General features: G+C 52.2%; 23 protein-coding genes. All 23 read right to left on the bottom strand.

The features are described from left to right. On the bottom strand, window positions 1-1,206 hold a 1,206-nt coding region (locus DFO57_RS12635; RefSeq protein ID WP_146206690.1), incomplete at its 3' end, for a type VI secretion system Vgr family protein. Window positions 1,207-1,253: 47 nt separating this feature from the next. Continuing rightward, window positions 1,254-1,646, bottom strand: coding sequence for a DUF4150 domain-containing protein (locus tag DFO57_RS12640; RefSeq protein ID WP_014605535.1), 393 nt, complete (start codon window positions 1,644-1,646; stop codon window positions 1,254-1,256). A gap of 9 nt (window positions 1,647-1,655) precedes the next feature. Continuing rightward, window positions 1,656-2,261 carry a DUF3540 domain-containing protein gene (locus DFO57_RS12645; RefSeq protein ID WP_014605534.1) on the bottom strand — a complete coding sequence of 202 codons (606 nt, stop codon included), beginning with the start codon at window positions 2,259-2,261 and terminating at the stop codon, window positions 1,656-1,658. A 12-nt stretch (window positions 2,262-2,273) separates the two neighbouring features. Further along, window positions 2,274-3,344: a pentapeptide repeat-containing protein gene (locus DFO57_RS12650; RefSeq protein ID WP_014605533.1), complete on the bottom strand. Its 1,071-nt coding sequence runs from the start codon at window positions 3,342-3,344 to the stop codon at window positions 2,274-2,276. Further along, window positions 3,341-5,881: a DUF2169 domain-containing protein gene (locus DFO57_RS12655; protein WP_110015391.1), complete on the bottom strand. Its 2,541-nt coding sequence runs from the start codon at window positions 5,879-5,881 to the stop codon at window positions 3,341-3,343. Before DFO57_RS12655 ends, DFO57_RS12650 begins: the two co-directional genes overlap by 4 nt. Before the next feature lie 371 nt (window positions 5,882-6,252). Beyond that, the gene (locus DFO57_RS12660) at window positions 6,253-6,639 is read right to left on the bottom strand and encodes a DUF3592 domain-containing protein (RefSeq protein WP_014605531.1); all 387 of its coding nucleotides are present in this window, start codon (window positions 6,637-6,639) and stop codon (window positions 6,253-6,255) included. 94 nt (window positions 6,640-6,733) lie between these two features. Beyond that, entirely contained in the window at window positions 6,734-7,108 is a 375-nt protein-coding gene (locus tag DFO57_RS12665; protein ID WP_014605530.1) for a hypothetical protein, read from the bottom strand. A 201-nt stretch (window positions 7,109-7,309) separates the two neighbouring features. Next, on the bottom strand, window positions 7,310-7,690 hold the full coding sequence (locus tag DFO57_RS12670; protein ID WP_014605529.1) for a hypothetical protein: 381 nt from the start codon (window positions 7,688-7,690) through the stop codon (window positions 7,310-7,312). Window positions 7,691-7,699: 9 nt separating this feature from the next. Next, complete coding sequence (locus tag DFO57_RS12675; RefSeq protein WP_110015392.1) at window positions 7,700-9,943, bottom strand: type VI secretion system Vgr family protein; 2,244 nt, start codon at window positions 9,941-9,943, stop codon at window positions 7,700-7,702. An 11-nt stretch (window positions 9,944-9,954) separates the two neighbouring features. Next, window positions 9,955-11,418: a serine/threonine protein kinase gene (locus DFO57_RS12680; protein ID WP_014605527.1), complete on the bottom strand. Its 1,464-nt coding sequence runs from the start codon at window positions 11,416-11,418 to the stop codon at window positions 9,955-9,957. A 29-nt stretch (window positions 11,419-11,447) separates the two neighbouring features. Next, entirely contained in the window at window positions 11,448-14,057 is a 2,610-nt protein-coding gene (gene tssH, locus DFO57_RS12685) for a type VI secretion system ATPase TssH (RefSeq protein ID WP_013026233.1), read from the bottom strand. A gap of 53 nt (window positions 14,058-14,110) precedes the next feature. Continuing rightward, window positions 14,111-15,160: a type VI secretion system baseplate subunit TssG gene (gene tssG, locus DFO57_RS12690; protein WP_014605526.1), complete on the bottom strand. Its 1,050-nt coding sequence runs from the start codon at window positions 15,158-15,160 to the stop codon at window positions 14,111-14,113. Further along, window positions 15,157-17,034 carry a type VI secretion system baseplate subunit TssF gene (gene tssF / locus DFO57_RS12695; protein WP_013026235.1) on the bottom strand — a complete coding sequence of 626 codons (1,878 nt, stop codon included), beginning with the start codon at window positions 17,032-17,034 and terminating at the stop codon, window positions 15,157-15,159. Before tssF ends, tssG begins: the two co-directional genes overlap by 4 nt. A gap of 2 nt (window positions 17,035-17,036) precedes the next feature. Beyond that, window positions 17,037-17,612, bottom strand: a complete 576-nt coding sequence (gene tssE, locus DFO57_RS12700) for a type VI secretion system baseplate subunit TssE (protein ID WP_013026236.1) — start codon at window positions 17,610-17,612, stop codon at window positions 17,037-17,039. Then, window positions 17,602-18,429 carry a type VI secretion system accessory protein TagJ gene (locus DFO57_RS12705; RefSeq protein ID WP_019106469.1) on the bottom strand — a complete coding sequence of 276 codons (828 nt, stop codon included), beginning with the start codon at window positions 18,427-18,429 and terminating at the stop codon, window positions 17,602-17,604. Before DFO57_RS12705 ends, tssE begins: the two co-directional genes overlap by 11 nt. Before the next feature lie 16 nt (window positions 18,430-18,445). Continuing rightward, complete coding sequence (locus tag DFO57_RS12710) at window positions 18,446-19,459, bottom strand: hypothetical protein (protein ID WP_033776385.1); 1,014 nt, start codon at window positions 19,457-19,459, stop codon at window positions 18,446-18,448. A gap of 10 nt (window positions 19,460-19,469) precedes the next feature. Further along, window positions 19,470-20,261, bottom strand: a complete 792-nt coding sequence (locus tag DFO57_RS12715) for a PP2C family serine/threonine-protein phosphatase (protein ID WP_013026239.1) — start codon at window positions 20,259-20,261, stop codon at window positions 19,470-19,472. Further along, window positions 20,258-22,153, bottom strand: coding sequence for a type VI secretion system-associated FHA domain protein TagH (gene tagH, locus DFO57_RS12720; protein WP_110015393.1), 1,896 nt, complete (start codon window positions 22,151-22,153; stop codon window positions 20,258-20,260). The genes DFO57_RS12715 and tagH overlap by 4 nt, the downstream gene beginning before the upstream one ends. 133 nt (window positions 22,154-22,286) lie before the next feature. Then, on the bottom strand, window positions 22,287-22,688 hold the full coding sequence (locus DFO57_RS12725; RefSeq protein WP_110015394.1) for a lysozyme inhibitor LprI family protein: 402 nt from the start codon (window positions 22,686-22,688) through the stop codon (window positions 22,287-22,289). A gap of 94 nt (window positions 22,689-22,782) precedes the next feature. Next, complete coding sequence (locus DFO57_RS12730; protein ID WP_072404037.1) at window positions 22,783-23,334, bottom strand: hypothetical protein; 552 nt, start codon at window positions 23,332-23,334, stop codon at window positions 22,783-22,785. A gap of 595 nt (window positions 23,335-23,929) precedes the next feature. Beyond that, window positions 23,930-24,739, bottom strand: a complete 810-nt coding sequence (locus DFO57_RS12740) for a lysozyme inhibitor LprI family protein (protein ID WP_158279692.1) — start codon at window positions 24,737-24,739, stop codon at window positions 23,930-23,932. 155 nt (window positions 24,740-24,894) lie between these two features. After that, complete coding sequence (locus tag DFO57_RS12745; RefSeq protein ID WP_022623337.1) at window positions 24,895-25,446, bottom strand: hypothetical protein; 552 nt, start codon at window positions 25,444-25,446, stop codon at window positions 24,895-24,897. Window positions 25,447-25,464: 18 nt separating this feature from the next. Further along, window positions 25,465-26,322 carry an N-acetylmuramidase domain-containing protein gene (locus DFO57_RS12750; protein WP_015700016.1) on the bottom strand — a complete coding sequence of 286 codons (858 nt, stop codon included), beginning with the start codon at window positions 26,320-26,322 and terminating at the stop codon, window positions 25,465-25,467. Window positions 26,323-26,362: the final 40 nt, after the last annotated feature.

Here is a 26,362-nt window from a genome sequence, read left to right on the forward strand (position 1 = left end):
ACCCTTCGCCAGACGGTCCCAGTGGAACTTCACCTTCACCCGGCCGTATTTGTCCGTCCAGATGCTCTCGCCTTTCGGCCCCACCACCTTCGCCGTCTGCGGGCCGTGCGTCTTCGGCCACGGCGTCTCCGGCTTCGCACGGTACGTCACCGCCGCCGGCAGCACCGTGAAGTCGATGTTGTGCCGCGTGGCGCCCACGTCGCCGCTCGCGTAGCTGTTCTCTTCAAAGTCGTAGTGCGCCGACGTCACCAGGTATTTGCCGTTGTCGCTGAAGTGCGGCGCGTTCAGCAGCGAAAAAGTGTAGCCCGGCGCGATGCCCGTCGCCGTGCCGCTCCCACTCACCATGTGGTGCTCCACCTGCCACACCTCCTGGCGGATACGCGCGTAGTATTCGCCGTGACCGTGCTCCACGAAGCGACCCGGCCAGTCGTACACGTCCACCGAGCCCGGGGTCGGCGACACCGGGTTCTGCCGCGCCTGCAGCATCCACGCGTTCGGCTTGCGGAAGTCGTAGTCGTCCGTGCTGTACATCCCCGGCGTCACGCTTTCCGACAGCGCCCACTGGCTCACGCCCTCTTCCGTCACGCTGCCGCCCGACGGCGTCACGTGGTAGGCTATGGTTTCGTAGCCCGGGAACGCCTGGTGCTGGTCCGGCGCGTCACACAGCACCAGCGTGTGCTTGTCCGCCTCGTGACGGAAGAAGTAGTAAATCCCCTCCAGCTCCATCAGCCGGCTGATAAAGTCGAAGCTGCTCTCCTGATACTGCACGCAGTATTCCCACACCCGGTAGCTTCCCGCCAGGCGCGTTTCCACGTTCACTCCGTACTCCTTCAGCAGCGTCTGCACAATCTGCGGCACCGTCTGGCTCTGGAAGATGCGCAGGTTGCGGTCGCGCTTCATCGGCCACAGATCCGACTCCACCGTCAGCCCGTAAACGGCGTAGCGCACGCCGCCCAGCTCCTCGCTGCGCACGCCTATCTGAGTAATTTTGCCGTTGATGTAGCGCGGATTCACCGCGCTCAGCAGACCATCCGTCGGCAGCGTGAAAGTGACCGGCTTGCCCAGCAACGACTTACGATCAATGCGCGCGTCGGTGGAGAGCAGCTCCGCTTGCAGCACGAACGACTGGGACAGCGCTTCGCTGCCGCTCAGACGTCGGAACAGCAGTCCTTGTGCGGGTAACTGGACTGTAATACGTGAAAACATAAAATTCATCCCTGTCAGAAAAGGGGTTGGTAAAAAGGGTTAACGCGTTAAGGCGCAAGCATCAATACTTTGAACTGGCTGGGAACAATACGCATGCCGATCGCATTCGTTGAATTTTGCAGACTCATGCTCGTAAGCCGCGTTGCCGGCGTGCCTTTCAATAACACCGTGAATGAACCGGTAAGGTGACGCGAAGGTCCCATGACCGTTCCCGATGCCACACCGGTTGCGACGCCTGGGTTATCGCCGTTGGTGAGTGGCGTTACGGTTGCCATATTATGCGCAGGCATTCCCATGAAAAGGATATTGAGCGCATTTGGGATTGCCGTCGGCCCCAGCGCAATATCGGGATAAGGAATCGGCACCGGTGCGGGCGTCGGCGTCAGGCACACATCCGGGAAAGCCAGATCCACACCAAAAAGCTGACAGTTTGCAAACATCGTTTCTCCTTAACCCATATGGATCTGTTCAGAATCCACTTTAGTTATCGCTTTCGAGGTGATTACCGTATTGTGAGCATGCAAACGTGCGTAATCTTCCGCTTTCATATCAAGTTGCCCGGCACGGACCTGCTCTGTGTTATGCGTGGTACGCAGCAGGTTATGGCTAATCTGGGTGATGGTTTGCCATACGGATTCTGCACGTTTGCCCACGATACGAGAAAGACTGACCCAGGCAGACAGTTTGTCACCACTGTAATTCATCTCGTTGATATGGCAATCCCCTTGCTCAGCGCTGACGCGCAGCGCGGCACTGCTTAAGCTCAGCTCGCCGGCGCTATTGATATGTAAATCGCCCGGTACGCTGAGTTCGGCCTTTTGCGGATCGCTACGCTCCAGCACGGCCAGTAGCCAAATCTGGTTTTCGACGCTGGTAACTAATACTGTGTCACCCGTTTGCGGCACAATGACGCAACTTGCTGCCCGGCGACAATGCCAGCCTCGCCCTTCACATTCAACTGTCAGGCTGCCATCGACGAAGCAGTGCGTGACAACACCCGCGGCCTGCACCGGCGGTAAAATGGCTTTTGCCAGCGTATGATTGACATTATTCATTGTTTGATCTCCTCAACTGCGGCTCTGGCGCTGCGCGCTCCAGGCTTCAGCTGCCAGTAATTCTTCATCAAATTCAAGAATGCCCTGACGACCAGAGAACTGCGCGTTCTCCTGGCGCGCCCGATGCATGCGCGTTCGGGAAAAGGTTGCACCGCGTAGGTCTGCCATGCTGATATCGGCTGCGGTAAAGTCGCTGTATGTCAGGTCGCAGCGAATGAAGAGCGCCTGAGAGGCCTTTACCTGGTGCAGGATGCTCTGGAAAAAACGACTGCCTGTAAAATCAGTGCGCTCAAGCATGGCACCAACGAAAATGGCCTGATCAAACAGGCTTCCTTTGCATTGTGCTCCAGTGAGATCGGCTTCCATGAACAGCGCCTGGCTGGCGTTTACCTGATTAAGCTGAGCGGCTTTAAGCGAAGCGCCTTTAAAATTGCATTGCGAAAGTTGAGCACCATTAAACAGCGCTTTATCCAGCGCGCAGTCCATGAACTGGCAACCAATAAACCGTTGCTGTGCATAATTCTTTTCGCGTTGGTCGCATTTAAAAAATACCGTGCGTTCAAACTCACCCGCACTCAGGACTGTCTGGCGTAGGTCAATGCTGTAAAAGGTCGTCAGCAGACTTTTGCAGCCCTCAAAGTCTGTTCCATCCAGCACTGAATCAAAAAAGACGCAGCGATCAAACTGAGCCTGTTTAAACTGAGCTTGCGCGAGCGGGCATTGCATAAACTGCGTGCTCAACAAGGTGCTACGCGCAAAACTGCTATTGGTAAGCGCACACTGGTTAAATACGGTTTCGCTCAGGCTTGTCTCATCTGCCATTAACCCCGACATTTCGCACTGGTTAAAGACACTCTGCTCAATTATTGCCTGGCGCAAATCAGCCTGGTCAAGCTCACATTCAGTAAAAACCGTTTCTTTTAAATTGGCACCCTGCAGATTCGCCCCTGTTAAGGACACGTCCTGAAAGATCCCACCAGAAAGATCATATCCCTGCAGATTGAGGCCATTCAGGTTTAATTCGCTGACGACCTCACCTTGTTTGATTCGCCGATGCAGCTCCGCTGGAGTGAGCGCTGTCATACAATTTCTCCATCACGCTTCGGCAACGTTTTGATACGCTTTGTAAAGGCGCCATCAAGTTCCGTGGTTTCGCTGGTAAAAGCCTGAGACAGATCGGCGCGAAAAAGCGTCGTGCCCCGAAAACATGCCCCACCTAACTGGCTTTTTTGCAATATCGCGCCCATCAGATTGGCATCAGTGAAGTCTGCATCGCGAAAATCCGTGCGCACAAACAGGCTGCCTGCTAGGTTCGCTTGCTGAAAATTAGCCCCTTTACAGCTTGCCTCACTCAAATCACTGTTCTCCAGTTTTGCCTGGATAAACACCGCAGCGTTAAGGGGTGTCTGGCGCAGATTACTTTGCCGCAGCGTGGCGTGCGTGAAATCTGCATCATTAAGGGAACTGCCGGAAGCCACCGCACAGGTCAACCATATTGAGCCGCTGAAAGTTGCATGGTCAGCCTGCGTTTCCACCCATGAGCAGCTCTCTAATTCAGCACGGTTAAAAACAGCCTGTTCCAGTGTGGATTTTATAAATGTCGTTTTACTGAGTTTCGCCTCTGTAAAATCAAGACCCGGCAAATCGAGTTCCATAAACACGCAAGCCTGAAGGATGGCGCGTTGAAAACGGCATTGGGTAAACCAGGTTTCCCGGAACAACAATTCACAGAAGGTCGCTTCATTAAAGGTACAGTTATCGAAAAGCGTTTCTTGCAACTGTGTATCTTTAAAGTACGATCCCGAGAAATCACTTTGGCAACACTGGGCTAAAGCAAAGCTGGCACGTTCAAAATTACAGTTGCGTAGCGAACTATGGTGCAATTCGGTTCGCGCCAACATTGCGCTGTTGAAATTGGCCCCGTCCAGTTGGCAGTGACTTAAATCGGCACATTCCAGCAGCGTCTTACTAAAGTCGGCACCGCGAAGATCCATACCCGAAAAGTCCGCGCCGGTCAGATCCATGCCGCTAAAGTTTCCACCCTGAGCAAGCGTCCTTTCCGCACGTTGACGAATGATCTGTGCCAGGTCGCCCTTCAGGCGCAGGGCGGGTGGCTGACTGTTGACGGACATGAGGTACATTTGATGAAGAGCATCACGCATCTGTGCCAGCTTTTTCTCACTTAAGCTCGCTTTGTTGCGCTGGAGCATTTCCTGCATACGAAAAAGCGTTTCCGGACCACGCGGCTGATGTTCGTCACCTTCATTTTGCGGATAACGAGCCTCAATATCGCGTTTACGTTGCTCTGCCTGTGCCTTCATCTCCTCGGCCTGGCGCTCCATTTTTTCGATAAACTCCGGCAGGTCTTCCAGCTTCGGCAGTTCGGGCTCATCGGGTTCGTTGAGTAAGTCACCTATATCTCCACCGGATGCCTCAATACGCGCACGGTGCTGCTCACGAAGAAGTTTTGCCCGCGTTTGCATATTATCCCGCATCGGACTGGGCGTTTGCTCAACCTGGTTATCAATCCAGGGGCCGATCGTGTCATCTGGAATAAGATCCTTTTCGCGGAATGAAAAGAGCGCCCCGCTTTCCTTGTCCAGGCGTTGCGTGAGCACCTTGCGGTAATGGTTGACCGAGCGCGGCGAACCCCGTTTTTCCAGCGCGGGCATCAACTGCAAGACATCAGCCGCGTCATCTTCATTGATGCGCGTGTTCCCTTGCCATAACAGAACCATTTGCTCCAGATGAGGAAAGAACCACACCGTGGTTGCCCGCAGTGAAATTTCCTCAAACAGTGTTTCATCTTCGCGCTGACGATTAATAAAGCAGCGTGCCTGCCAGGGAGGGAGTTTGCCCTCCTGCACCGGCTTTTGCGGATGCATATTCCAGATTCGCCAGGCGGCTTGTTCAGGTAAGGTATCGCGATCTACCCACCATTGATCAGGACTGGCAGCATTAAAGACTTTCCAGTCGATATCGCGCGCAAAACCGGGAAAATCATTTTGTAACCAACTGGAATCGTATTTTTTTCCCATACGACTAAAACGTCGTGGCCAGCTAATATCCAGCGGACCAAATCCAGCAGGTTCAGGCTTTTGTTTAGGCTGCGTAAGACGTCCGCTCATCGCTTCGATGTTAGGTAGGCGGACGAACTCATGGCCCTGATGTATTTCGGGATGAATGCCAATGCCATAGGGATTGTCATCGTGCCCTTCGCCGCCAAAAGCCCGGCTCCAGTCAAGTCGCATCTGTTCAAAGGGCTGCGGCGCTGTGATGTTATTTCCAACCCAGTAGCGATCGCCAAATACCGCCAGCGACTTGCTTAGCGTATCGACTTCGATCTTTACTGCGCAGGCGGTTTTATCGCTTTGATGATGCGTGTAGGCATGGCCGGTCGCCAGAAATTCGGCGCACACTTTTGGCATGGCTAAATCGAGGACGCCGCCGCTGGTTTGTAATTCGCTGGCGGCGAGTTGCCACAGTTCCATTTCCGGGCGGAGTTTAGGATTGTCACTCATATCGGCTAATGCCAGCACGGTGACGCCAAGATGGTTTTTACCCTGCCAGCGAAAAGGACGATTAAGTACGCTCAGGCGGAGAGGTTTAATAATTTTCATGCCTGGGTTTCCTTTATATAAAGCGTGTAGAACTAAGACCCGGCTATCCCGGCCAAGATTTCAGTCAAAGAACAGGACGAGATGTCAGTCAAAAACCAACCAAGATATTTTTGTTACTCTGTTAAACCGACGGTATTCAGTTTGATGATGCCTGGCTGTTTTTCATTACAATGTGGCTAAATTCATTACCGACTTTTTATAGCGGTTAGTTTTCCGCTCAAATAACACAACTTCCTATACCTAAGGCAAACTCGCACTAACATTATGCGTCTTTGCATAATTTACGCCAACCCCATAGCATGCTATAAAATTAGGAAACAAACGCGAATTTTTAATTACAAAAAATTCTTAAAGCCTGATGAAAGTTACCTTTACAATATGAGAGGTTTATCATAGAGCGCAATTCTCTTGGGATTTTTAGCATCATATTTTATGGTCGTACCATTTCCTGGTTTAAACCGTTCAATCTCTTCAAACGTTAAGCTCCGCATTATACTGGCCTCAATCTGTTTATTTTCTAAGGTTCTAAATTTAACACAAATTGTATAAACAGGTTGACCACCACTCCAAACCGTAGTCTGTTGTGTGGAGATAATATCAGCATTAGCGGCAATACCTGTTTTGATAATATTAGCTTGCACGAAACCATTTTTAATAAGCGGCAAAAAAATTCTGGTGGAAACGTTTACCATACGAAACAGAACAACGACTGAAACGGCTGCAGCAAAAATTGCCCATCCCTTCTCTGATGCACTCATAACAACCTCTGAAGCATATTTTCATACCCAAACATAGTCATTCACCGCATGAAGGTTATTCTTGAAGGCTGTCAAAATTATAGGGCAATGAATCTTATTCGAGATTAACCACAGCCATTTTAGGTGGATCACCACAACTGTACTTCACAGAAAGCTTAATTCCTTTTTTTATTTTATGTATTTGACTGGATTTAACGGCACACATAGCAGAATATCTTTTCTTAACACCATAAATGGTAGCATTAAAATAAAAAGTATAAAAATAATCATCGCCGTACTTGGTATCATTTTGACACCAATTTAACGCAGATACGATGATCACGTCACCTGACCAATCGTCACGAGTAACCCACTCTTTAATCCCTTTCAATTGTGATTTATCAGGCTTCAACACAGAGAATGATATCGCAATCGCACAAAGCGTAATGATAACGCCAATCAAAAAAGGGGCCTCAGTTAAAAAAGTCATATATATAACCTGATTAGTTCAGCCATTATGAACGTTACGTTAATCAAAAGGTATAATTCACTAAAAACAAAAATCAATATGATTACAACATTTAAAAATTAAAGATATCAGCGCAAAATCATATAAAATCAGTCATAATCTGCTTTTATACATGACCAGGTAAAGATACAAAGGCATCAATAAAACCAGAGCCTAATATTATTATTTAGCCCTTATTGGTTTCCCGCTCTCATCTTTAACAAATAAAATGCTACTGGTTTTTATATCGAACTTACCGTCATACACATCGCCAACCTGATATTTATCAAGCGCAATTAGCAATACTGTTTCTTCGTGTTTTTCGACTAACCAACTTTTCCCATGTAAGTCCGTTACTCTCAAGCTCATTTCCACTACTGGATTATTATTAAGAAAAAGACCGTTCTGCTTCATCGACAGTATAGTTATCTGCACGTCACTGCCATTCTCAATAATAGTTTGTTCGCGCTGCTGTGAGCCTCGCACTATCTTATTCGCAAAATAATAACATGCAAAAATAACCAGAATAGTTAAAACAACATTCACAATACCTGATATCGACATAAATCCTCTTTACATAATCATGTGGAGAGCAAACAATGCTGTCCTCAGGCTTCCACTGTCAACACGAGCGGCTTCAACTCTTTGAGCATTAATGATGGTCCGACCGAAAGCAAACCCTTGATGTGATATATTCACACCTGTCATGCCATAGTTGACACCTTTGAAAGCCACACTTCCTACCGAAAATGAAACATACTTACTAATAAAATCCATTGCATCTTGTGCAAAGCTATTTTTTTGGACATCGTTTCTTTCAAAAACAGGTGAATCAATAAAAACTTTAGTACTACTTTTTATAGTAATATCTTGCGGCGATTCAATTTTCACACCTGCGGTTGCACTCTGATGCCATAAGCCATTTACGTTAACATTAAGTCCTCCATTTGTAATGGTTAGTGTATCACCGTTATCTATAGTGGCCGCTCTGCTACCTTTAATGTGTTCTTCATCGTTGCCACTTATTTTTCTGGAAAAATGGCCGTCGAGTTTTAAAAACTTATCACCTGTTACTTCACTGTGGCTCCCACCACTAGAAATGATGGTTTTGCGACCATTTTTTACTTTAACACTTTCACCGTTATTAAAATTTTTTGACTCGAGCTGGTCAACTGTTATCGTCCGCTTTTGTTTGTAATGAAAAGTCGCATCACCTGTTACTTCGTCATTCTGCTCTTTGCCAATAGTGGTGGTCCGGGATCCATCAATGGCAACGGTCTTATCATTCTCCACCGAAATATTCATGTCTTTCTCAGCATGCATATTCAGCAGTTCACCGCCCGGCTTATCTTCAAAGAACAGATAGCTGGCATTGGCCTGATGTCCGTCTTTACTCCGTGTCATAAAGCCCATTCGTGTAGCATCGCCGGGGAGATCCCAGGGTGGCATGCTGGCTTCGTTGTAGACACGGCCAGTAATAATTGGCCGGTCTGGATCGCCGTTGATAAAATCGACGACGACTTCATCGCCCACGCGCGGGATCTGCACCCCGCCGAAGCCCTGACCCGCCCAGGCACTCGATACGCGCACCCAGCACGAACTGGTGTCGTCGCCCTTCGCCAGACGGTCCCAGTGGAACTTCACCTTCACCCGGCCGTATTTGTCCGTCCAGATGCTCTCGCCTTTCGGCCCCACCACCTTCGCCGTCTGCGGGCCGTGCGTCTTCGGCCACGGCGTCTCCGGCTTCGCACGGTACGTCACCGCCGCCGGCAGCACCGTGAAGTCAATGTTGTGCCGCGTGGCGCCCGCGTCGCCGCTCGCGTAGCTGTTCTCTTCAAAGTCGTAGTGCGCCGACGTCACCAGGTATTTGCCGTTGTCGCTGAAGTGCGGTGCGTTCAGCAGCGCGAAAGTGTAGCCCGGCGCGATGCCCGTCGCCGTGCCGCTGCCGCTCACCATGTGGTGCTCCACCTGCCACACCTCCTGGCGGATACGCGCGTAGTACTCGCCGTGACCGTGCTCCACGAAGCGACCCGGCCAGTCGTACACGTCCACCGAGCCCGGGGTCGGCGACACCGGGTTCTGCCGCGCCTGCAGCATCCACGCGTTCGGCTTGCGGAAGTCGTAGTCGTCCGTGCTGTACATCCCCGGCGTCACGCTTTCCGACAGCGCCCACTGGCTCACGCCCTCTTCCGTCACGCTGCCGCCCGACGGCGTCACGTGGTAGGCTATGGTTTCGTAGCCCGGGAACGCCTGGTGCTGGTCCGGCGCGTCACACAGCACCAGCGTGTGCTTGTCCGCCTCGTGACGGAAGAAGTAGTACATCCCCTCCAGCTCCATCAGCCGGCTGATAAAGTCGAAGCTGCTCTCCTGATACTGCACGCAGTATTCCCACACCCGGTAACTGCCCGCCAGGCGCGTTTCCACGTTCACTCCGTACTCCTTCAGCAGCGTCTGCACAATCTGCGGCACCGTCTGGCTCTGGAAGATGCGCAGGTTGCGGTCGCGCTTCATCGGCCACAGATCCGACTCCACCGTCAGCCCGTACACCGCGTAACGCACGCCGCCCAGCTCCTCGCTGCGCACGCCTATCTGCGTAATTTTGCCGTTGATGTAGCGCGGGCTCGCCGCGCTCAGCAGGCCGTCCGTCGGCAGCGTGAACGTGACCGGCTTGCCCAGCAACGACTTACGATCAATGCGCGCGTCGGTGGAGAGCAGCTCCGCTTGCAGCACGAACGACTGGGACAGCGCTTCGCTGCCGCTCAGACGTCGGAACAGCAGTCCTTGTGCGGGAAGTTGTACAGTAATACGTGAGAACATAGACATACCTGTTAACTATGGGGATCAAGTAACCAGACGCCTTGCTGATTAATGGTCAACGTTTGTTCACGTTCGCCACCCTGACCTGTTACAGAAAACGTGTAGTTGCCGGGTGCCAGCTGCAGTGCCGCAAAACCATTGGCTGCCGGAACCACTGCCTGAGGCTTGCCATTCACCTGAACACGCTCGCCGGGCTGGAGCTTAATATAAACCTGCGCCACAGGTTCAGGCGGTGGTGCCACCGGCTCCTGAGGTTTTTCCGGCTCGGCCTGGGCGGTCTGGGTTTGCACAGGCGTTGCAGCAGGTTGTTCAGCCGGTGCCTGAGTGGCTGGGGCCGTTTCGGTCTGTGCGACATTGGCAGGTGGATCACCTTCTTTGTCGCCGCCCGCCATCAGGACACCGACGCAAACCCCCACCAACACACCTGCAGCCACCAGGCCCGGCAGAGCAAAGCGGTGACGCATCAGCTTTTTCAGCGGTGTTGCCGGAGTGGCAGCCGCCTCATCCTCTTCCTGAACCGGTACCAACATGGTCCCCGGCCCGCTCTGCTTCATTTCAGGCAGTGGTTCAGGCGCTTTTTCTGGCAGTACCATTGAGGCCGCGAAGGCATCAATGCTCTGCGGGCGATCTTCCGGCTTAAGGGACAAGGCGCTATCGACCGCTGCCAGCAGCGTTGCGCTGTAACCCGCAGGTGCGCGTTGCACGAGCGGTTGATAATTATCTTCAATACTGCGCACCACGCTGACCGGCGGCGGTGCGCCGGTGATTAACGTGTGCAGCACGGCCCCCAGCGCGTAAATGTCCGTCCACGCGCCCTGTTCGCTTTCATCGTTATCGCTGTACTGTTCAATCGGCGCATAGCCCGGACGCAGCATGGTTTCACTTTCATCAGAAAGGTTACCGATGGTTTTGCGCGCGGAGCCGAAATCCAGTAATACCGGATCGCCATTGCTCTGGATTTGAATATTATCCAGCGAGATGTCGCGGTGCAGATAGCCCGCATCATGAATGGTCTTGATGGCACCCAGCAGCGGTGGCAGCAGGCGACGTATCCAGTTCTCATCAATCAGATGGGGATGGCGTTCACGCATGTTAGACAGCGTGGTGCCGCTGTAAAACACCGTGCCCATATAGGCCGTATCGTTTTGCACCCAAAAGCGCAGAACGTGAAGCAGGTTCGGATGATTAAAACGTGCCAGCAGACGGGCTTCCTGAATAAAGCTGTTCAGGCCCGCATGGAAAGTTTTACTGAATCGCTCACTCCGCAATACCAGGTTCAGGTCGTCGCTGCGCACGGCCAGCGACGCGGGCATAAACTCTTTAATCGCGATATCGCGCTCCAGTTGGTGATCCCAGGCACGATAGACAATGCCGAAACCGCCACCGCCGATGACATCTTTGATTTCAAACTCATTAAACCGGTAACCAATCGGGAGGGCATTGGGTACATTCTGGTGATTATCATTTTCCGACATATTCGAAAGCTCTCTGATAACAAACGGCTTTAGACAGCAAACTGGCAAACAAACTCGCCCTGATCACAGCTGACCTGCACGCGACGATAACGTTCATCACGAGCATGGCCGCTGAGCAGTATCTGGCTCATCTGCGGCAACAGGGTATTTGTCAGGATGGCATCGACCATGCGACCTCCAGACTCCACTTCCGTACAACGCTGCACGATCTGGCTGACGACCGAATCGTCAATAATGGCTTCAATACCGTGGTTCTCTTCCAGGCGGCGTACAATGCGCCCCAGTTGCAGCTTAACAATCTCTGCCAGCATCTCGTCACTGAGGGGATAGTAAGGCACCACCAGCAGACGGCCCAGCAGTGCAGGCGGGAACACCTCCAGTAAGGGTTTACGTAAAGCGGTGCTGAGCGCGTCGGGATCCGGCATGAGTTCCGGATCGGCACAGAGCGCACTGATCAGTTGCGTACCGACGTTAGAGGTGAGGATGATAATGGTATTGCGGAAATCAATGTGGCGCCCTTCTCCATCTTCCATCCAGCCTTTGTCGAATACCTGGAAAAACAGCTCATGCACATCAGGATGCGCTTTTTCAATCTCATCCAGCAGCACGACGCTGTAAGGACGACGACGCACGGCCTCCGTCAGCACACCGCCTTCACCGTAACCTACATAGCCTGGAGGGGCACCTTTCAGCGTTGAAACGGTGTGCGCTTCCTGGAACTCGCTCATGTTGATGGTGATGATGTTTTGCTCTCCACCATAAAGCGATTCGGCCAGCGCCAGCGCGGTTTCGGTTTTCCCGACGCCTGACGGGCCACAGAGCATAAACACACCGACCGGTTTATTGGGATTGTCCAGTCGGGCGCGTGAGGTGCGAACGCGTTTGGCAATCAGATCCAGCCCATGACGCTGCCCAATTACGCGCTGATTCAACGTGTCCGCGAGGTTAAGCACGGCGTCAATTTCGTTTTTCACCATCCGGCCCAGCGGAATGCCGGTCCAGTCGGATACCACTGCGGCAACGACGCTGGCGTCAACGGCAGCAAACAGTAACGGGGCTTCACCCTGAACCGCATGCAACTTCTGTCGGGTTTCATCGAGCTGCTCGCGCAGGGAAGTTTCGCCTTCGGTCACGCAACGCGCGCGCAGGGCAATCAGCTGTTCGACCAGCTCACGCTCCTGCTGCCAGCGGGCGTCCAGCGCATCGCGCTCTGCTTCCAGGGCAGCGCGCTGGGCGGCAATCGTGGCCTGGCGGGTTTCATCACCCAGCCCCACTTTGACTTCACGTTCGGCGATCTCCGCTTCGATTTCCAGCGCGGCCAGACGGTGCAGGCAGTCTTCCAGCGCGGCAGGCTGTGCGCCCTGGCTGACGGCAACGCGTGCACAGGCGGTATCCAGTAAGGCTACGGCTTTATCCGGCAGCTGGCGGGCAGGAATGTAACGGTGAGAGAGCTTAACGGCGGCGCTGACGGCTTCATCCAGTAACAGCACCTGATGGTGTTTTTCCAGCGCGCTCACGGTGCTGCGCAGCATCAGAATCGCTTTTGCTTCATCCGGCTCCTGCACCTGAACGGTCTGGAAGCGGCGGGTCAATGCAGGATCTTTTTCGATGTATTTCTTGTATTCCGCCCAGGTCGTTGCGCCAATCGTGCGCAACTGTCCGCGCGCCAGGGCCGGCTTTAACAGGTTGGCGGCATCGCCTGTGCCCTGCTGACCGCCTGCACCGACCAGGGTATGAATTTCATCAATGAATAACACAATCGGCGTAGGGCTGGATTGCACTTCGTTAATCAGGGCCTGTAAACGCGCTTCGAATTCGCCTTTCATGCCGGCGCCTGCCTGCAACATGCCAATATCCAGCAGCCACAGTTGCACGTCACGAAGCGGTGCCGGTACATCACCGGCGGCAATGCGCAGCGCCAGCCCTTCTACCACCGCCGTTTTACCCACGCCAGCTTCACCGGTGAGTAACGGGTTGTTCTGGCGACGGCGCATCAGGATATCCACCATCTGGCGGATCTCTTCATCACGGCCCGCAACCGGGTCGATTTTTCCGTCGCGCGCTCGCGCGGTCAGATCCTGCGCATACTGCGCTAACGTGCTGTCGCCCGCCGCCGGAGGGGCGGCAGCATCGCCTGCGGGCTGAACCAGCGCCTGCTGAACTTCTTTACTGTTCGCCAGCAAGGTATCGAACTGCTCCAGTAAAGCATCGGCGTTCACGCGTGAAAACTGGGGTGAAATGCCTTTCAGGACGCTGGCGAGCGTAAAGGTCTTCAGCATACCTATCAGCAGGTGACCACCGCGAATACGGGTAGCACCGTATTTGAGTGATGCATAAACCCAGGCGCGCTCAACGGCGCTGTCGATGTGTTCTGCGAGATCGGACACCGCACCCGCACCGCGCGGCAGGCGGTCCAGTGCAGCGACGATATCCCGCGTCAGCGCGTTTTCATCCAGTGAAAAATGCTTAATCACCTGCTGAAGATCGCCATCCTGCTGCTGCATGAGCTGATGCAACCAGTGCACCAGTTCAACATAGGGGTTGCCACGCAGTTTACAAAAGGCGGTCGCACTCTCAAGCGAGGTAAATAACAGCGTATCCAGTTTGCCGAATAGCACGGCACGGCTGATCTCTGACATATCGGTTCTCTTTATTGAAAGAAGCGGGCTAACTATCGGGGAAAGCGGTTGGGCTATGACGGCGTAGCTTCAACCTCAAAGGCAAAATCTTCACGATCGACAGGCTGCGGTTGCTGTCCAAGCCAACTGGTGTAGCCCAGCCGCGCCTGACCGCCAAGGGTTAAGCCCTTAACGGCATCGGCTGCCAGAATCAGGCTGAGATCCCACTGCATCTCAATACCCAGATAGTGGCGCACCCAGTCACGCACTTCGCAAGCGCCCTGCGCGTTGGGTAAAAAACGTTCGTACTGCTCGGCGCTCAGTGGACCGATGCGCAGACGAAAACGATGCTGTACATCACGAACGGCCACACCGAGAAAGGCCGATTCACCCAGGCGCGGCATATGGCGACCGGCCGACAGACGGGCCTGATCGCGGCTGTCCAGGGATAACCACTGCGGCACGTTCTGTTGCAGCTTAACCGGAACGGCAAAGTAGTGACGCAAAATGCGTACCAGCCCTTCGGCATCGTGACCGTGGCGGCTGAGATGCCCTGACAGCATGAGGCGCGCATGCAGACTCAGCGAACTGGCTTTCTGCTGGGCCGGTAACCCAATACCGGCCACGCAGGCCAGATAATCCTGAAACCGCCGATCGTCGCGGCGATCCAGGGAGCTGGTTGGCTGTGAATTAGCCCAGGCACGGTAGAACAGCAGCGTGGCACGATGATGAAACAGATCGGCGAAAGCGCTCAGGCTGTGATCCTGATGGTGATCGATACGTCCGCGTACATATTCCGTCAGGTGCGTAGGGAGAGGACCGTTGGGACCAAACAGCCCAAAGCTGTAAATGGAGACGTCGTAGCGTTCGTCCTGCTCACGCGCTTTAACCTGTGACACGGTCGATGGTGCAAAGGCCAGGGATGGCTTTTGCCCAATACGCACGGCTTCAAATTTGGGCAGTGGCGCTTTACCTAAGGCATAACGCTGCCCACTCTGGGCGTCCAGCTTGCGTAACAACTGAAACAGATCATAGCGCCAGGGCGCGGCCATCACGGCCTGCCAGAAACCGTCAGGCAGACGCACCGCCCGCTGTAGGGGAATAACGTGCGCCGTCTCACTCATAGCAGCGCCTTTTTGCCCATGCGCGGCGGCCAGTAGCCCACTTCGCCGCGCTGCTGGCTGCTCAGGGTGAATTCGGTAAAGCTGTTAAGCGCCACGAGGCGAGAAAAGACCCGCTCCAGCACGCTGCCGAACAGCCAGGGGCTGGCACCTGAAAACGCCTGCTCATCCACCTCAAGCGCAATGCTGACCCCGCGCGCAAACACCACGGGGCCCGGCTCGGGCACCCGGCGGTGAACGGCTTTGAGGTTGCAGTGCCGAATTCCGTCAATCTGACGCGTTAGCGGCGTTTCGGCCAGGCTGGCATACAGGCTCAGCATCTGGCGCAGTGCCGCAGCCCCTTCGCCATCGCTGCTGTCCATCAGGCTTAGATAGTTCATCTGCAGATGACTGATGAGTCGCCATGCTGAAAGCCCTTCAGCCAGCGCCGGACGCGGTGGCGTCGGGCCTTTGCACAATTTAAGTTGCCCGACAGGAATGGAATCCGGCATTACAAAGTTGGCCTGCTCTTGCTGTAGCAGCATCAAAGGCAGGTCACGGCTGGTACACATCACTTCCGCAGACAAATAGCGGATATCGCTGTTCCACGGTGTATGATTTTGATCCACCAGGGAGAGAAACACTTCAGAACCGATATAGCCTGTTCGGGTGCCATAGCGCAACGCGTGCTCAGAGAGCGTGCGCTGTTCACGACGCAGGGAGAAGTAAGCGCCATAATCCCCGCCGTCATGGCTGAAGGTGCTCCAGAACGGCCGGAAGATCTGCTCTTCGCGCTGCCCTTCGACAGAGGCAAACAAGCGCTTCACCGAATGGATCTCATAGTCCAGCGGACGGATGTTATCGACCACCAGGTGATACTCGTGCTGACTGTCGCTGACCTTAAGCCGCTCGGCGGTTTTCGGGAACAGGTTAATGACCGGCGTGCAGTGCAGGGCCAGATGGGCGCTGTCGACAACGCTTTCCAGCGCCGCATCGGCCTTATCCAGCAGGATGACGATGTCAAACGACAGGGCGTTATCGCAGCGCTGCAGGAAAGGCGCCAGCTGACGCAGGCTGATAAACTGGAAGCGTGCCGGGAATGCAAAATACTCCTGCAGCAGGCGGTAGCCGTCAAAATTACGCAGATCGTCGGGCAACAGGGCCTGCTCGGTCGAAAAGCCTTCCTGTTGAAGCGCGTCATCCGGCAGAACCTGACGTTGCGGTTTTGCTTCCACGGACTGCAGGATGATTCCGACACGATGCTGCATCAGCAGCTCCATCAGTTTCAGGGCCTGGATATCGGGTCCGCTCAGGAAAAACATCACGTCATCGAGACTGAGCTGGCTTAACGATGAAATGCCTTCGCAGGTGATGCGGATACGGAGGGCGCTGGACGCCGCCGTCGAGCCGCCCGCTTTCAACTCGCCTAACGGGATATCCGCTGGCACGCCACCTAACGACACATCGCTGATACGCAGGGGCTGTAACATCACATCGTGCGCGGTGGTATAGCTGCAGGTGACGCCCGTTTTTTTCAGGTTCTGGCTTTCCATCATTGTGCCGCGCGGCACTAAGAAACCGTTGCTGATATCGCCTTTGCGGCTGTCCGGCGTGAGCTGGGCGATGGCCATCGACGGCGTAGGTGAAAGGTAGCCCGGTGCCACCATTTCCAGCATCCGCTGAGAAAAGCGTGGAAACTCGGCATCCATCTTTAACTGCACGCGTGACGTCAGAAACGCGAAACCCTCCATAAGTCTTTCGACATAAGGATCGGCGACGTCAATGCCGCGCATACCAAGCCGCCCGGCGACCTTGGGATACTGGGCAGCAAACTCCGCGCCCATCTCGCGCAGATAGGCCAGTTCACGGTTGTAGTAATCAAGCAGCTTGCTGTCCATGATTAACCTGCATCCTGTAGTTCAAAATGGCCGCTCTCTAAATCAACCTGAGTGCGGAACAGAAACTCCAGCGGGTACGGCACGCACCATAACCGGCCTTTAATCTCAATCGATAGTACGTTGTGCAGACTCAGAGAGGTCAGGTCGCTTACGCAGCGAACCTGTAAGCCCTGGGGTAAAATGCGTGGCTCAAAGTGCAGAATGGCATCGGTCATTTTCCGTTGCATATCCTGCCATTCGATGTCCGAGATATTCTGTCCGGCCAGGGGGGCCACGCCAAAATTCAGCACGGAACGCTGGACCTCCGTCAGGTCGCTCAGATCGTGCTGCGCCTCGTTATTGATGGTGTTGAATAACCACTGGAGATCGCGCAGAACATTACGTCGCAGCGTACTGTGGGTAATAATCGAACTGTTGCCTGACTCGGTGGTTTTATCTGGCGCGTCGTCTGTCAGCCTGTCCAGCAGGGACGACTGCAGTTTGTCACGCGCCGTCAGCGTGTCGCGATTTTTGCGCGCACGATAGCCGCCATGCAGCTGCGAATAGCCGTCACCGGACGAATTGTCATTACGACTCATGAGGTAACTCAGTTTCGTTGAAAATAAGCTGCTGCAGCGTCAGTAAGGGATAATCTGCTTCATCGCTGAGCCACATCTTTTGCCCGTGACCGATAAACTGACCGTCATCGCTGCCTGATTCCTGCCACTCCGTTACGCTTGCCCGCAGGAAGCGTTCATCAGCCTTGTCCTGAAGCGGGTAGCGCACCGGAATCTGACAAATTTGCTCACTTCCGTCCACCAACTGCAGGCGAGTATGGCGCCAGACCAGATCCGTGACGCTTGCCGGAGCCTGAAACTCTATTTCACTGATGGCAGCAAACGGGATCCAGTAATAATGTCCATTGGCGATGGCCTCACAGACCGGTCCGAAGCGACTGTCACCGTCCATTATCCAGGCGAACTGGCTTTCCCCCTCCTGGGTTGTGGCCGTACCGGCGCTCGCCTCTGCGCTTTCCAACGCCTGAGCACGCAGTGCCGCACCGACGGCCTTGTCGCCAGCTATGTCCGCTTTCAGCGCGGCCAGTAAGACCTGGCACCACGGCCAGGCGCTTCCTGGCAGTTGCGGCTCGGCTTCACCGCGCAAAACCGCTGCACGTTTCTGTTCGCCCTCAATGGCCTGTTGCAGCAAGGTCACGGTGGGCTGCGCCTGAGGCAGCATGGCCAGCCAGGATTTCAGCTGTGTCTGCGCCCTGCTCCAGTTACCGTCAAGGCACAGGAGTTGCACAAACGCCGCCCGTAAATCCGCATCAGCCGGATTCGCCTGGATTTGTGCAGTGATGCTGGACAGGTTTTCCGCCAGGGTGGCATTGGCCAGTCGCTGTTGTAATGAGTCCATTCAAACTCCTTATGCCTTAGTTGATGGTGCGATACACGGCTGCGGCCGGATCTTTGAGTTCCGGATGCAGTTTTTCCACCAACTGCACCTTAATGGATGCAGGGCTGCTTAACCAGGGTGACCAGATCTTACGCACTTCCTGCAGGCGCGCACGCAGCGCATTTTCGTCTGCCGCTTCACTGGCGGGCATCTCAACCACCACCTGGTTTATCGCCTGCCAGCCGTTAAACTGCTGGCTAAATGGCAACACCAGCCAGCTGTCGGGTGACTTTTCATCACTCAGCACCATGCGTTCGCTGTTAACCGTGGTAATGGTCAGTTCATCAACCTGCTGTTTATCGTTCAGGCCCGCAACCGGGAACCCCTGCAGAAAACTCACGGAAACGGATTTGGTCGCGTCTTTGCCCGTCTGGGTCAGTGTGCTGTGCCCGCTTAACCAACCATCTTTCCCGCAGGTGACGCCCTGCTTAGCCGGCACAAACAGGGCGCTGGCCTGCGAGGGCTGATGCCACCAGGTGCGGAAATGGCAACCGTCCAGCAAGCTAAACTGGAGCCACGGTGTGGTATCCGCCGCTGGCGAATTCAGCACGACAGGCGCGGCGGGCGGGCTGACGGGCGCCTGCTGCACCGGCGCCTGTTGGGCGGGCTGAACCGGTTGAACGGGCTGTGCAGCGGCAGGCGGAGTCACCACCGATTTCCACTGCTGCGCTTTCGCGGCCGTACCATTGGCCAGTGCGCCGCCCTCGGTATCGGTTAATTGCCAGTGCAGCTGCTGTAACGGCTTACATTGTGAGGCCATCAAGCCCGCAACGCGCGGCAGGAAATCACTCAGCACCGACGCATCTTTATCGCCATGCGTCACAATGCGCAGGTTTACGGTGCTCTTACACCAGCTCGACAGCTGGTTATCTTTTACATCATCAATCCAGACATCCAGTTTCTGAGTTGGCGACTGCACAATGCGATAGTTCTCTGCAAAGGCATGTGTACTCAACAGCAATGCAGTCAGGCCCACTAATCCATATTTCATGTTGGCGTTCTCAATCTCGAAGAGGGAAAAACTGCGCCGCATCAGACAGCGAGTGCAATAAGGTGGTGTCTTCTGGTGAACCTACCCACACAGCCATGGCGCTGAAGTTGTCTTGTTGACCCCCCTGCGGTTGGCTGTTTTTGATAATTTGTTGCATCAGGGTCAGCCACTCTTCTGGCGTATTCACCATATGCAATGATTGCTGCATTTGTTCCAGAGTCACGCCATGCCAGAAACCATCCGTACACAGCAAAAAGGCATCCCCATCCTCAATAGGCACCACATCGCTGTAACTGGCATCCCGCTGTTCATCGCCCATGCCTAATGCAAAATAGAGCAGGTTACTGTTAATGCCTTCTGTCTGGTGCCCGGCATCTTTCATTTGCTGAATCAGGCTGTGGTCTGTGGTCACGTGGTAGAGATAGCCCCGACGAAACAGGTAAAGCCGACTGTCGCCTGCATGCGCCCAGTAGGCCAGTTCATAGTCTCTGTCGATAAACAAACTCACCAGCGTGGTGCCCATCCGGCTGTGCTGACTGTTTGCCTTTTGCTGTTGCCGAATGGCGCCATTGGCATAATTCACGTAATCGCGAATGGTTTGCGCATCGAGATGCGCATTGCCATCAAAGGCTTCCATCAGGCTACTGCGTGCAATTTTTGCTGCCACGTCACCGCCGGGAAACCCTGCCACACCATCACACACCACAAAGCAAGCCGAACGCTCGCCGATGCTCTCACCGGTTTGATCCTGATTGCTGGCGCGGTCGCCCTGATTCGACGTGGAAGCAGTAGAGATATTCATGCGTCATCCGTGTGGGTTTGTGAGTCTTTATACTGATTTACTTCCATGTCGTACGCGTGCAAGAAGGCTTCGCCAAACAAGGTATGGAAGTCATCTTCAATTTCACCGGCAGTTTCGCCATAGCGCTGGATAAAATGCTCCCACAGCGCGGCTTTACGGCTGCCGGGTAGTCCAATGCGCGATACGGAACCGTTTTGACGCGCTTCTTCTTCGAGCTGATCGGGGTTAAAGGACTGCAGCATGGAAGCAATAATGGCGCGAATCCCGGCAATCATCCCTAACTGGTGCGCCTGGAGGTCAATCAGAGCGTCACGCACGGCCTGGCGTGGCGGCATAAAACCTGGCATACGGCTGCCAAACATCTGCATCAATACGGTTTTACCCGACGGCAGCAGCTTAAACGGGTTGTTAGCATCATCCAGGATCACGGTCATGTCGGCTTTTACACCGCGTTTTAAAATCGATCGGGAAGACAGCAGTGCCACCGTTCCCTGCGAGAACATGCTGAGCATCTGGCCGAACTGCCGCATCTGCTCGCGATCGAACTGCGGTGTCGGTTGCAGATCCTGCAGGCCCATACCTTCCAGCAGTGCATCCAGCAACTCGCCCTTTAAGGCATCGCCGCTACTGGCGTTGCCACTCTGCTCGGTCCCGCCGCTGTTATTGTGCGAGGCAACCGGATCGATGCGCAGCCGCCCTTTTGGCGTGGGCGAAGGCGTGCGTTGCACCGCCTGCGGTGTTGGCAAGGTAATGCCGCCGTAATCAATCGGGCTTTGCGCTCCTTCAGGCTGGGCAGGCTGCGGTTGAGGATCGAAACCGGGATCGTGAGTGACCTGCGTTTCAGTGTGATCAAACAGCGGTGAACTGCTTAAATCAGCCAACTCAACCGGTGCAGTATCCAGGATATCTGGCATCGGCTGGTGATTTTCTTGCGGCTGTAATGGCGCCGCTTGATGGAGTTCTTTCTGCTGCAAGGGTGCAGACTGATGGTTTTCTTTCGGCTGCGATGGCGCAGCCACAGGTTGCGAAACCGGCATATCTGGCTGAGCCAGCGGCACGGCACCGCTCATCATTAACCCCAGCGGATCGTCATGATGACGCGGGTCCGGCGTGGTCTGGCTGCCAAACAGATTTAACGGGTCCACGTCTGTGGAGGTTTCCTCTATTTTGGGCTGCCCTTGCGCATTTTGTTTTGCCGACAAGGTGCTGGGCGTGCGGTCATCAAAAATGCTTTCCTGAGCAAACAGTGCATCCTCTTCATCAAACAGGCTGCTTGTCTTAGGTTGTTGACCGATATCTAGCGGTTTATCGCTCATTAACTGAGCCAGCGGATCTTCGGGATTACGGTTTGCCGCTGTAGAGGTTAACGGATTTGCCTCCGGCATTTCTGGCGCAGCACTTTTACGTTTCGATAAATCATCAGAAATTGAAAACTCTTTGGCAAGGCTGTCCCAGATCTCGCTGGGAATGGCAGCCGTGCTGGCAGCCGGCGCCTGTACAGGGACCGCATTGGGTACGGGCTGCGGCTTAGGTGCGGCTGCAGCGGTCAACGGAGGCTGCTGCGATTGCTGCTCGCCATTAAGATCGTTAACCAGCAGGCGATAGTCGTCGATGCCGAGAATATCTCCGTCCTGCAACTCCACCTGACGTCCACGTTCAAGCGGGATGTCATTCAGCAGCACGCGCGTAACGTTACCGCGGTTGGTCAGGCGACATTCACCCTCTGCAGTAATATGCACGATAGCCTGCAGGCGAGAAATAGTGCGATCGTCGTCGGGCAATATCAGATTATTATCCACGCCTCGACCAATAGTGCCGCCTGGAGGAAGAAAATCGAAACTGATTTGCGGCGGTTCATGGCCGGGTTTAGCGGTTATTATCGTAAAGCGCATCACGGATTCCTGCGGTTAGCTGTTCGACATCTATATCGCGCGTCTCTCGGGGAGAAAGGCGGGATATAGAAGCGTAGTCAATGGTACGGAAGATAAACGCAACCCTAATGTTGCAGATAGCCATCCGTGAAAGTTAATCGTAGGGCATTTCTGATAATTCTTTCGTGCGTAACTCATCAAGCCTGGCGACGCACTCGTTATTAAATACGGTGTGCGCATTGCTGCCTTTATCTGCGGGATGCGCATATAACTGGCACGGCTCGTCACGGTAGGCTAACCAGTGACGCTGGGATTGAATAAACAGGTTCTGGTAGTTCTTTTTAGCTTGAGGTTCACTTTGAAAAACATGTTCGATACGTTTTTTCGTCGCCCCGTAGGCCTGATTTAAATCGTCTTCTGCATGTGCCCGGTTATTCTCGGCACAGCTAAACACATCGGCATCACTGGTCTTTTTAGCGCAGTCATCAAGGGCGTAAACGGCGGAAGAAAAACCAAACATGATAAAAGTCGCACATCCCAAAAAAGATATCTTCATTTTTTATATTGACCTGTTTTAAAGATGTAAAAGCGCATTGTTTAACTGATGTCAGACTACGGTGAGGAACTCGCCTATTAGGGCAAGGCGCAACTCAGGGCATTGTCCTGTAAAGGGTTCGCAGTTCCTTGATCGATTTTGCTCCTGAAGCTCCAATTTTCCTCGTCAGCGGCTCATTGATAATGATCGAGTGATTGGTCAGGTCGACAGAAACGATAATGGCTTCCTGTGCTGTCGTATTGGGAGACGCAACGTCATATATCACCGCGATGATGACTTTATTATCTTTTTCATCGAGCATACCGACAGAGCGAGTCGCATGACATGTTTCCGCTTCCCAGTCACCGAATCCAATTGTTGGTAAAACACGCTCTGCCTGATGAGCGTTGTTTGACCAGGCGACAAAACACACGTCCTTATCTTGTGAGTCGAAACCCTGCCCGGCAATAAAACTGCCCAGAACTTTGCCTTCATTAACCAGATGAAAACTTTGGTGTGGAACTGGAGAACCGCCCTGAATGCCTTTATCAGACGATAATTTATAAATACTTTTCTGATAGGGCGTATCTGCTATAGGAGCAAGGGAAAGCGCAGCCAATACGTGAAAAGGGGTTAATAGCGATATAAACATTAGTACATAGCGCATAATATTTTATGTATCCATTGACGTAATGACCACTTAAATGATGCAAATATCATTGCACCACTATAACGTCATATCAGCCTGTTAAAAAATCAGTATGGCAGCAGTTTAAGTACGGCCGTAAGCTCAGTATCCATTCTATAAATGCAGAGATTCGTTGTGACAGCATATGGATTACTGCCTTCTTCTGCAGCAAAAGCTTCAAGATGACATTGACCATTCCTGCATTTAAGCCAATTACGCTGCGTATCAACCATAATCCCGGCATACTGCTCACCCAGTTTTTTTGAGAGCCGTACATTTTTACAATGCGCTCTCTTGCAAGAGCCTATTCGTGATTTAACTCTTTTTCAACCTGGCTTTTGTATTTAACAGAACATTGATATAGCTCGACATCATTACTTGTTTTAGAACACGGTGTTTCTGCGAAGCAGGAAGCTGAAAAAACAGCGATTGAAGCCACGAAAAACGCTGCGTAAATTTTCATTACTCACTCAACTCCGAAAGTTACAGATCTCATCTCATCAACAAGCGTATTAAGGTAAAGAAAGCGCGCTCGCTTATCTTAAAAGACTCACTTAAACAGGCACTGATCATTTCATTGCTTTGCCAACTCAACGAGTTCATCAACACGATCTTGCATTTTTTTCTTAAGACATGCTGGATTAACAGAACACGCATTTCTTTCGTCAAGCCAGCGTTTCTGTGTTTGACGGAGCTCGACTGAACGTGATTTGACATCAACCCCTGTATTCACAATTTGCTTTAACGCCACATTGTATGCCTCGGCCACGCTTACATCCCAGGAGGACAGATCCGAATCATGACAGATGGTTTTTTCACTGTCGTTTGTAGCTCTTGCGCAGGCGAACGAAGGTTGTAATTTGGCATTGTTAGCGAGTTTTTTTAGTAAAAGATAAGACTGGTTATCCCAGTTCAGGAATATTGACTCTTCATCAAGTTTTACAAGCCAGCGTTCGCTATTTTCACCCGACAGGGTGATTTTTCCATTCTGACAATGAATGCGATAAGGACGAATTTCTAACGTTCCTTTGATGGGAAGAGCATAGCTTTTAGACGGATCGGAGAGCTGCCCTTCTGTCGTCCTGCTCATCAAAGAGTTTATTGATGTCACGTCCATGGAATCATAATCTGGCAAGTCGCAGTGACTAGCTGTTGGTATTGACGTTTTTATTATATCCGGAGTGAATTCAAAAATACGTTCTCTCAGCGTCGGGTCATCAGAAATTAGTGCCATCAGGTTTGTAGAAGTGGAATCTTCGTTAACATAAACATGTTCAACTTTCCAATTACCATCAAGTTTTAAAACACGTCCCTGTTCAGCAGAACACAGTAACGGCATAACCAGCGAAGCGATAAAAAGTAAAAAAAAGCCGGTTCTCTGCATGATGGACGCCTGAGAGTGAGATACAGAAAAGACATTTATTTTTAAATTCATAATTGGCTGTAAGAAACTTTTTTAGCTTGTTGATTCTTTTTACTTCTTCATTTAAATAAGTATAAAGCCTCCTTCTGTTTGCTAAAGAGGCTTCATTAAAAAATCTACTTCTGATAAGCCTTACGAAGTTGAGAGAGATTTTTAATATATGAATTTTGAAACTTCTCAGTAGCACCTTGGTCGTAGTATACGCTGTCACTATCATCTTTTAATCCCAAGATGTAGTAATCATTACCATAGTGATCAGGAGCTTCGGTTGTATAAATAACCGCGATTTTTGTAGCAGGATCGTCTTTTTTTGAAATCAGACCAACTGAATCAACTTTATGGCAACCCACAGTTTCCCAATCCCCCTGACCGATTGTCTGAATAAATTGATCAGATTTTTTGCTATCCTTAGTCCAGGCAATAAAACACACAGGTTGAACTTGTCTTATCCATCCTTTGCCTTGCACAAGAGTGCCTAATACTTTGCCATCTTTTACTAAATCGAAGGTTTGAGCTTTATCTAATTCAACTCGCTCAAGGCCTGCATGCTGAGCTTCTTGAACAATACTTTTTTCGTAATCACTGGAATGAGGTTTAGAAAGGGTTACTGAAGCATTTGCTAAAGGACTGATAACAAGTAATGACAGAACTAAATTGATAATTTTCATTTTTTATAAAACCCTTAATTAATTATGTAGAGCCCGGTCATAATTTTGTGATAAGTGAACATCATAGTTATTCTTTTTATAATCACTACCATTATAATATCTTGCAAAACTTGCCCAGTTTTTAGTACGGATTGCATTCAAGAGCGTAGGTGTATGAGAAACATGATTTACAAAAGCGTATACTTGCCCCGGAATAGTATTCATTCCCTTAACAAACTCTTCAATATTCGCATAACCTGAAGTAACATAGTTACTTCCCATAATTTGGAATGCTCCCCAAGAGGCTGACTGAAGTGCAGCTGCACGATCAAGTGCTATGGCTTTATTTAACTTATCGTATTGCTCGCTAAATTTACCGTAGTGATCATATCTTTTCCCCGATATATCAGGGTGAGTTGCATCATATTTGTTATTGGTCAATCTGCTGAAATAATGTCTTTCATATAAAATGGTCGGCCGACCAGATGAATCGAATGGACTTTGCTTCGTCTCCGACATCACCACGGCTTTTATTGCTGCTGGCTCACAATTTAATGCTTTCGCCATACTGATATACATTTCATCAGTCACTGCAGATGCCGTGGTGTCAAGATTTAACTTAATATTGCTGGCTGGAGTGATATTTCCGTGCAGTCTACGCATCGTAGGACCCTGGGGAGAAATAATACCGTCAGGGTTACGGAGTCCAACAACCTTCTCCTGAAAAACTTTTATTTTAGCAATGGTTTTTTCGCCCATGAAACCATCAACTTTTAATTCATTACCAGGAGAGGTAATAGCCTTATTGGCGTTTAGTAATGATTGAACGGTTTTAACATCTTGTGGTTTATTCGGTTGTCTTATGCCAACACCTTGGCTTATCTGTATTGTAGTCACGTAAAATCCCTCTTGATCCAGCCTTAACAGATCATATGAA

The organism is Pantoea sp. AG702 (genome assembly GCF_003182295.1).
Taxonomy (GTDB): Bacteria; Pseudomonadota; Gammaproteobacteria; order Enterobacterales; family Enterobacteriaceae; genus Pantoea; species Pantoea ananatis.

Coding starts and splice junctions, on each gene's coding strand:
- DFO57_RS12640 (WP_014605535.1), bottom strand. CDS start 1,646: ATGTTTGCAAACTGTCAGCTTTTTGGTGTGGATCTGGCTTTCCCGGAT.
- DFO57_RS12645 (WP_014605534.1), bottom strand. CDS start 2,261: ATGAATAATGTCAATCATACGCTGGCAAAAGCCATTTTACCGCCGGTG.
- DFO57_RS12650 (WP_014605533.1), bottom strand. CDS start 3,344: ATGACAGCGCTCACTCCAGCGGAGCTGCATCGGCGAATCAAACAAGGT.
- DFO57_RS12655 (WP_110015391.1), bottom strand. CDS start 5,881: ATGAAAATTATTAAACCTCTCCGCCTGAGCGTACTTAATCGTCCTTTT.
- DFO57_RS12660 (WP_014605531.1), bottom strand. CDS start 6,639: ATGAGTGCATCAGAGAAGGGATGGGCAATTTTTGCTGCAGCCGTTTCA.
- DFO57_RS12665 (WP_014605530.1), bottom strand. CDS start 7,108: ATGACTTTTTTAACTGAGGCCCCTTTTTTGATTGGCGTTATCATTACG.
- DFO57_RS12670 (WP_014605529.1), bottom strand. CDS start 7,690: ATGTCGATATCAGGTATTGTGAATGTTGTTTTAACTATTCTGGTTATT.
- DFO57_RS12675 (WP_110015392.1), bottom strand. CDS start 9,943: ATGTTCTCACGTATTACTGTACAACTTCCCGCACAAGGACTGCTGTTC.
- DFO57_RS12680 (WP_014605527.1), bottom strand. CDS start 11,418: ATGTCGGAAAATGATAATCACCAGAATGTACCCAATGCCCTCCCGATT.
- tssH (WP_013026233.1), bottom strand. CDS start 14,057: ATGTCAGAGATCAGCCGTGCCGTGCTATTCGGCAAACTGGATACGCTG.
- tssG (WP_014605526.1), bottom strand. CDS start 15,160: ATGAGTGAGACGGCGCACGTTATTCCCCTACAGCGGGCGGTGCGTCTG.
- tssF (WP_013026235.1), bottom strand. CDS start 17,034: ATGGACAGCAAGCTGCTTGATTACTACAACCGTGAACTGGCCTATCTG.
- tssE (WP_013026236.1), bottom strand. CDS start 17,612: ATGAGTCGTAATGACAATTCGTCCGGTGACGGCTATTCGCAGCTGCAT.
- DFO57_RS12705 (WP_019106469.1), bottom strand. CDS start 18,429: ATGGACTCATTACAACAGCGACTGGCCAATGCCACCCTGGCGGAAAAC.
- DFO57_RS12710 (WP_033776385.1), bottom strand. CDS start 19,459: ATGAAATATGGATTAGTGGGCCTGACTGCATTGCTGTTGAGTACACAT.
- DFO57_RS12715 (WP_013026239.1), bottom strand. CDS start 20,261: ATGAATATCTCTACTGCTTCCACGTCGAATCAGGGCGACCGCGCCAGC.
- tagH (WP_110015393.1), bottom strand. CDS start 22,153: ATGCGCTTTACGATAATAACCGCTAAACCCGGCCATGAACCGCCGCAA.
- DFO57_RS12725 (WP_110015394.1), bottom strand. CDS start 22,688: ATGAAGATATCTTTTTTGGGATGTGCGACTTTTATCATGTTTGGTTTT.
- DFO57_RS12730 (WP_072404037.1), bottom strand. CDS start 23,334: ATGCGCTATGTACTAATGTTTATATCGCTATTAACCCCTTTTCACGTA.
- DFO57_RS12740 (WP_158279692.1), bottom strand. CDS start 24,739: ATGCAGAGAACCGGCTTTTTTTTACTTTTTATCGCTTCGCTGGTTATG.
- DFO57_RS12745 (WP_022623337.1), bottom strand. CDS start 25,446: ATGAAAATTATCAATTTAGTTCTGTCATTACTTGTTATCAGTCCTTTA.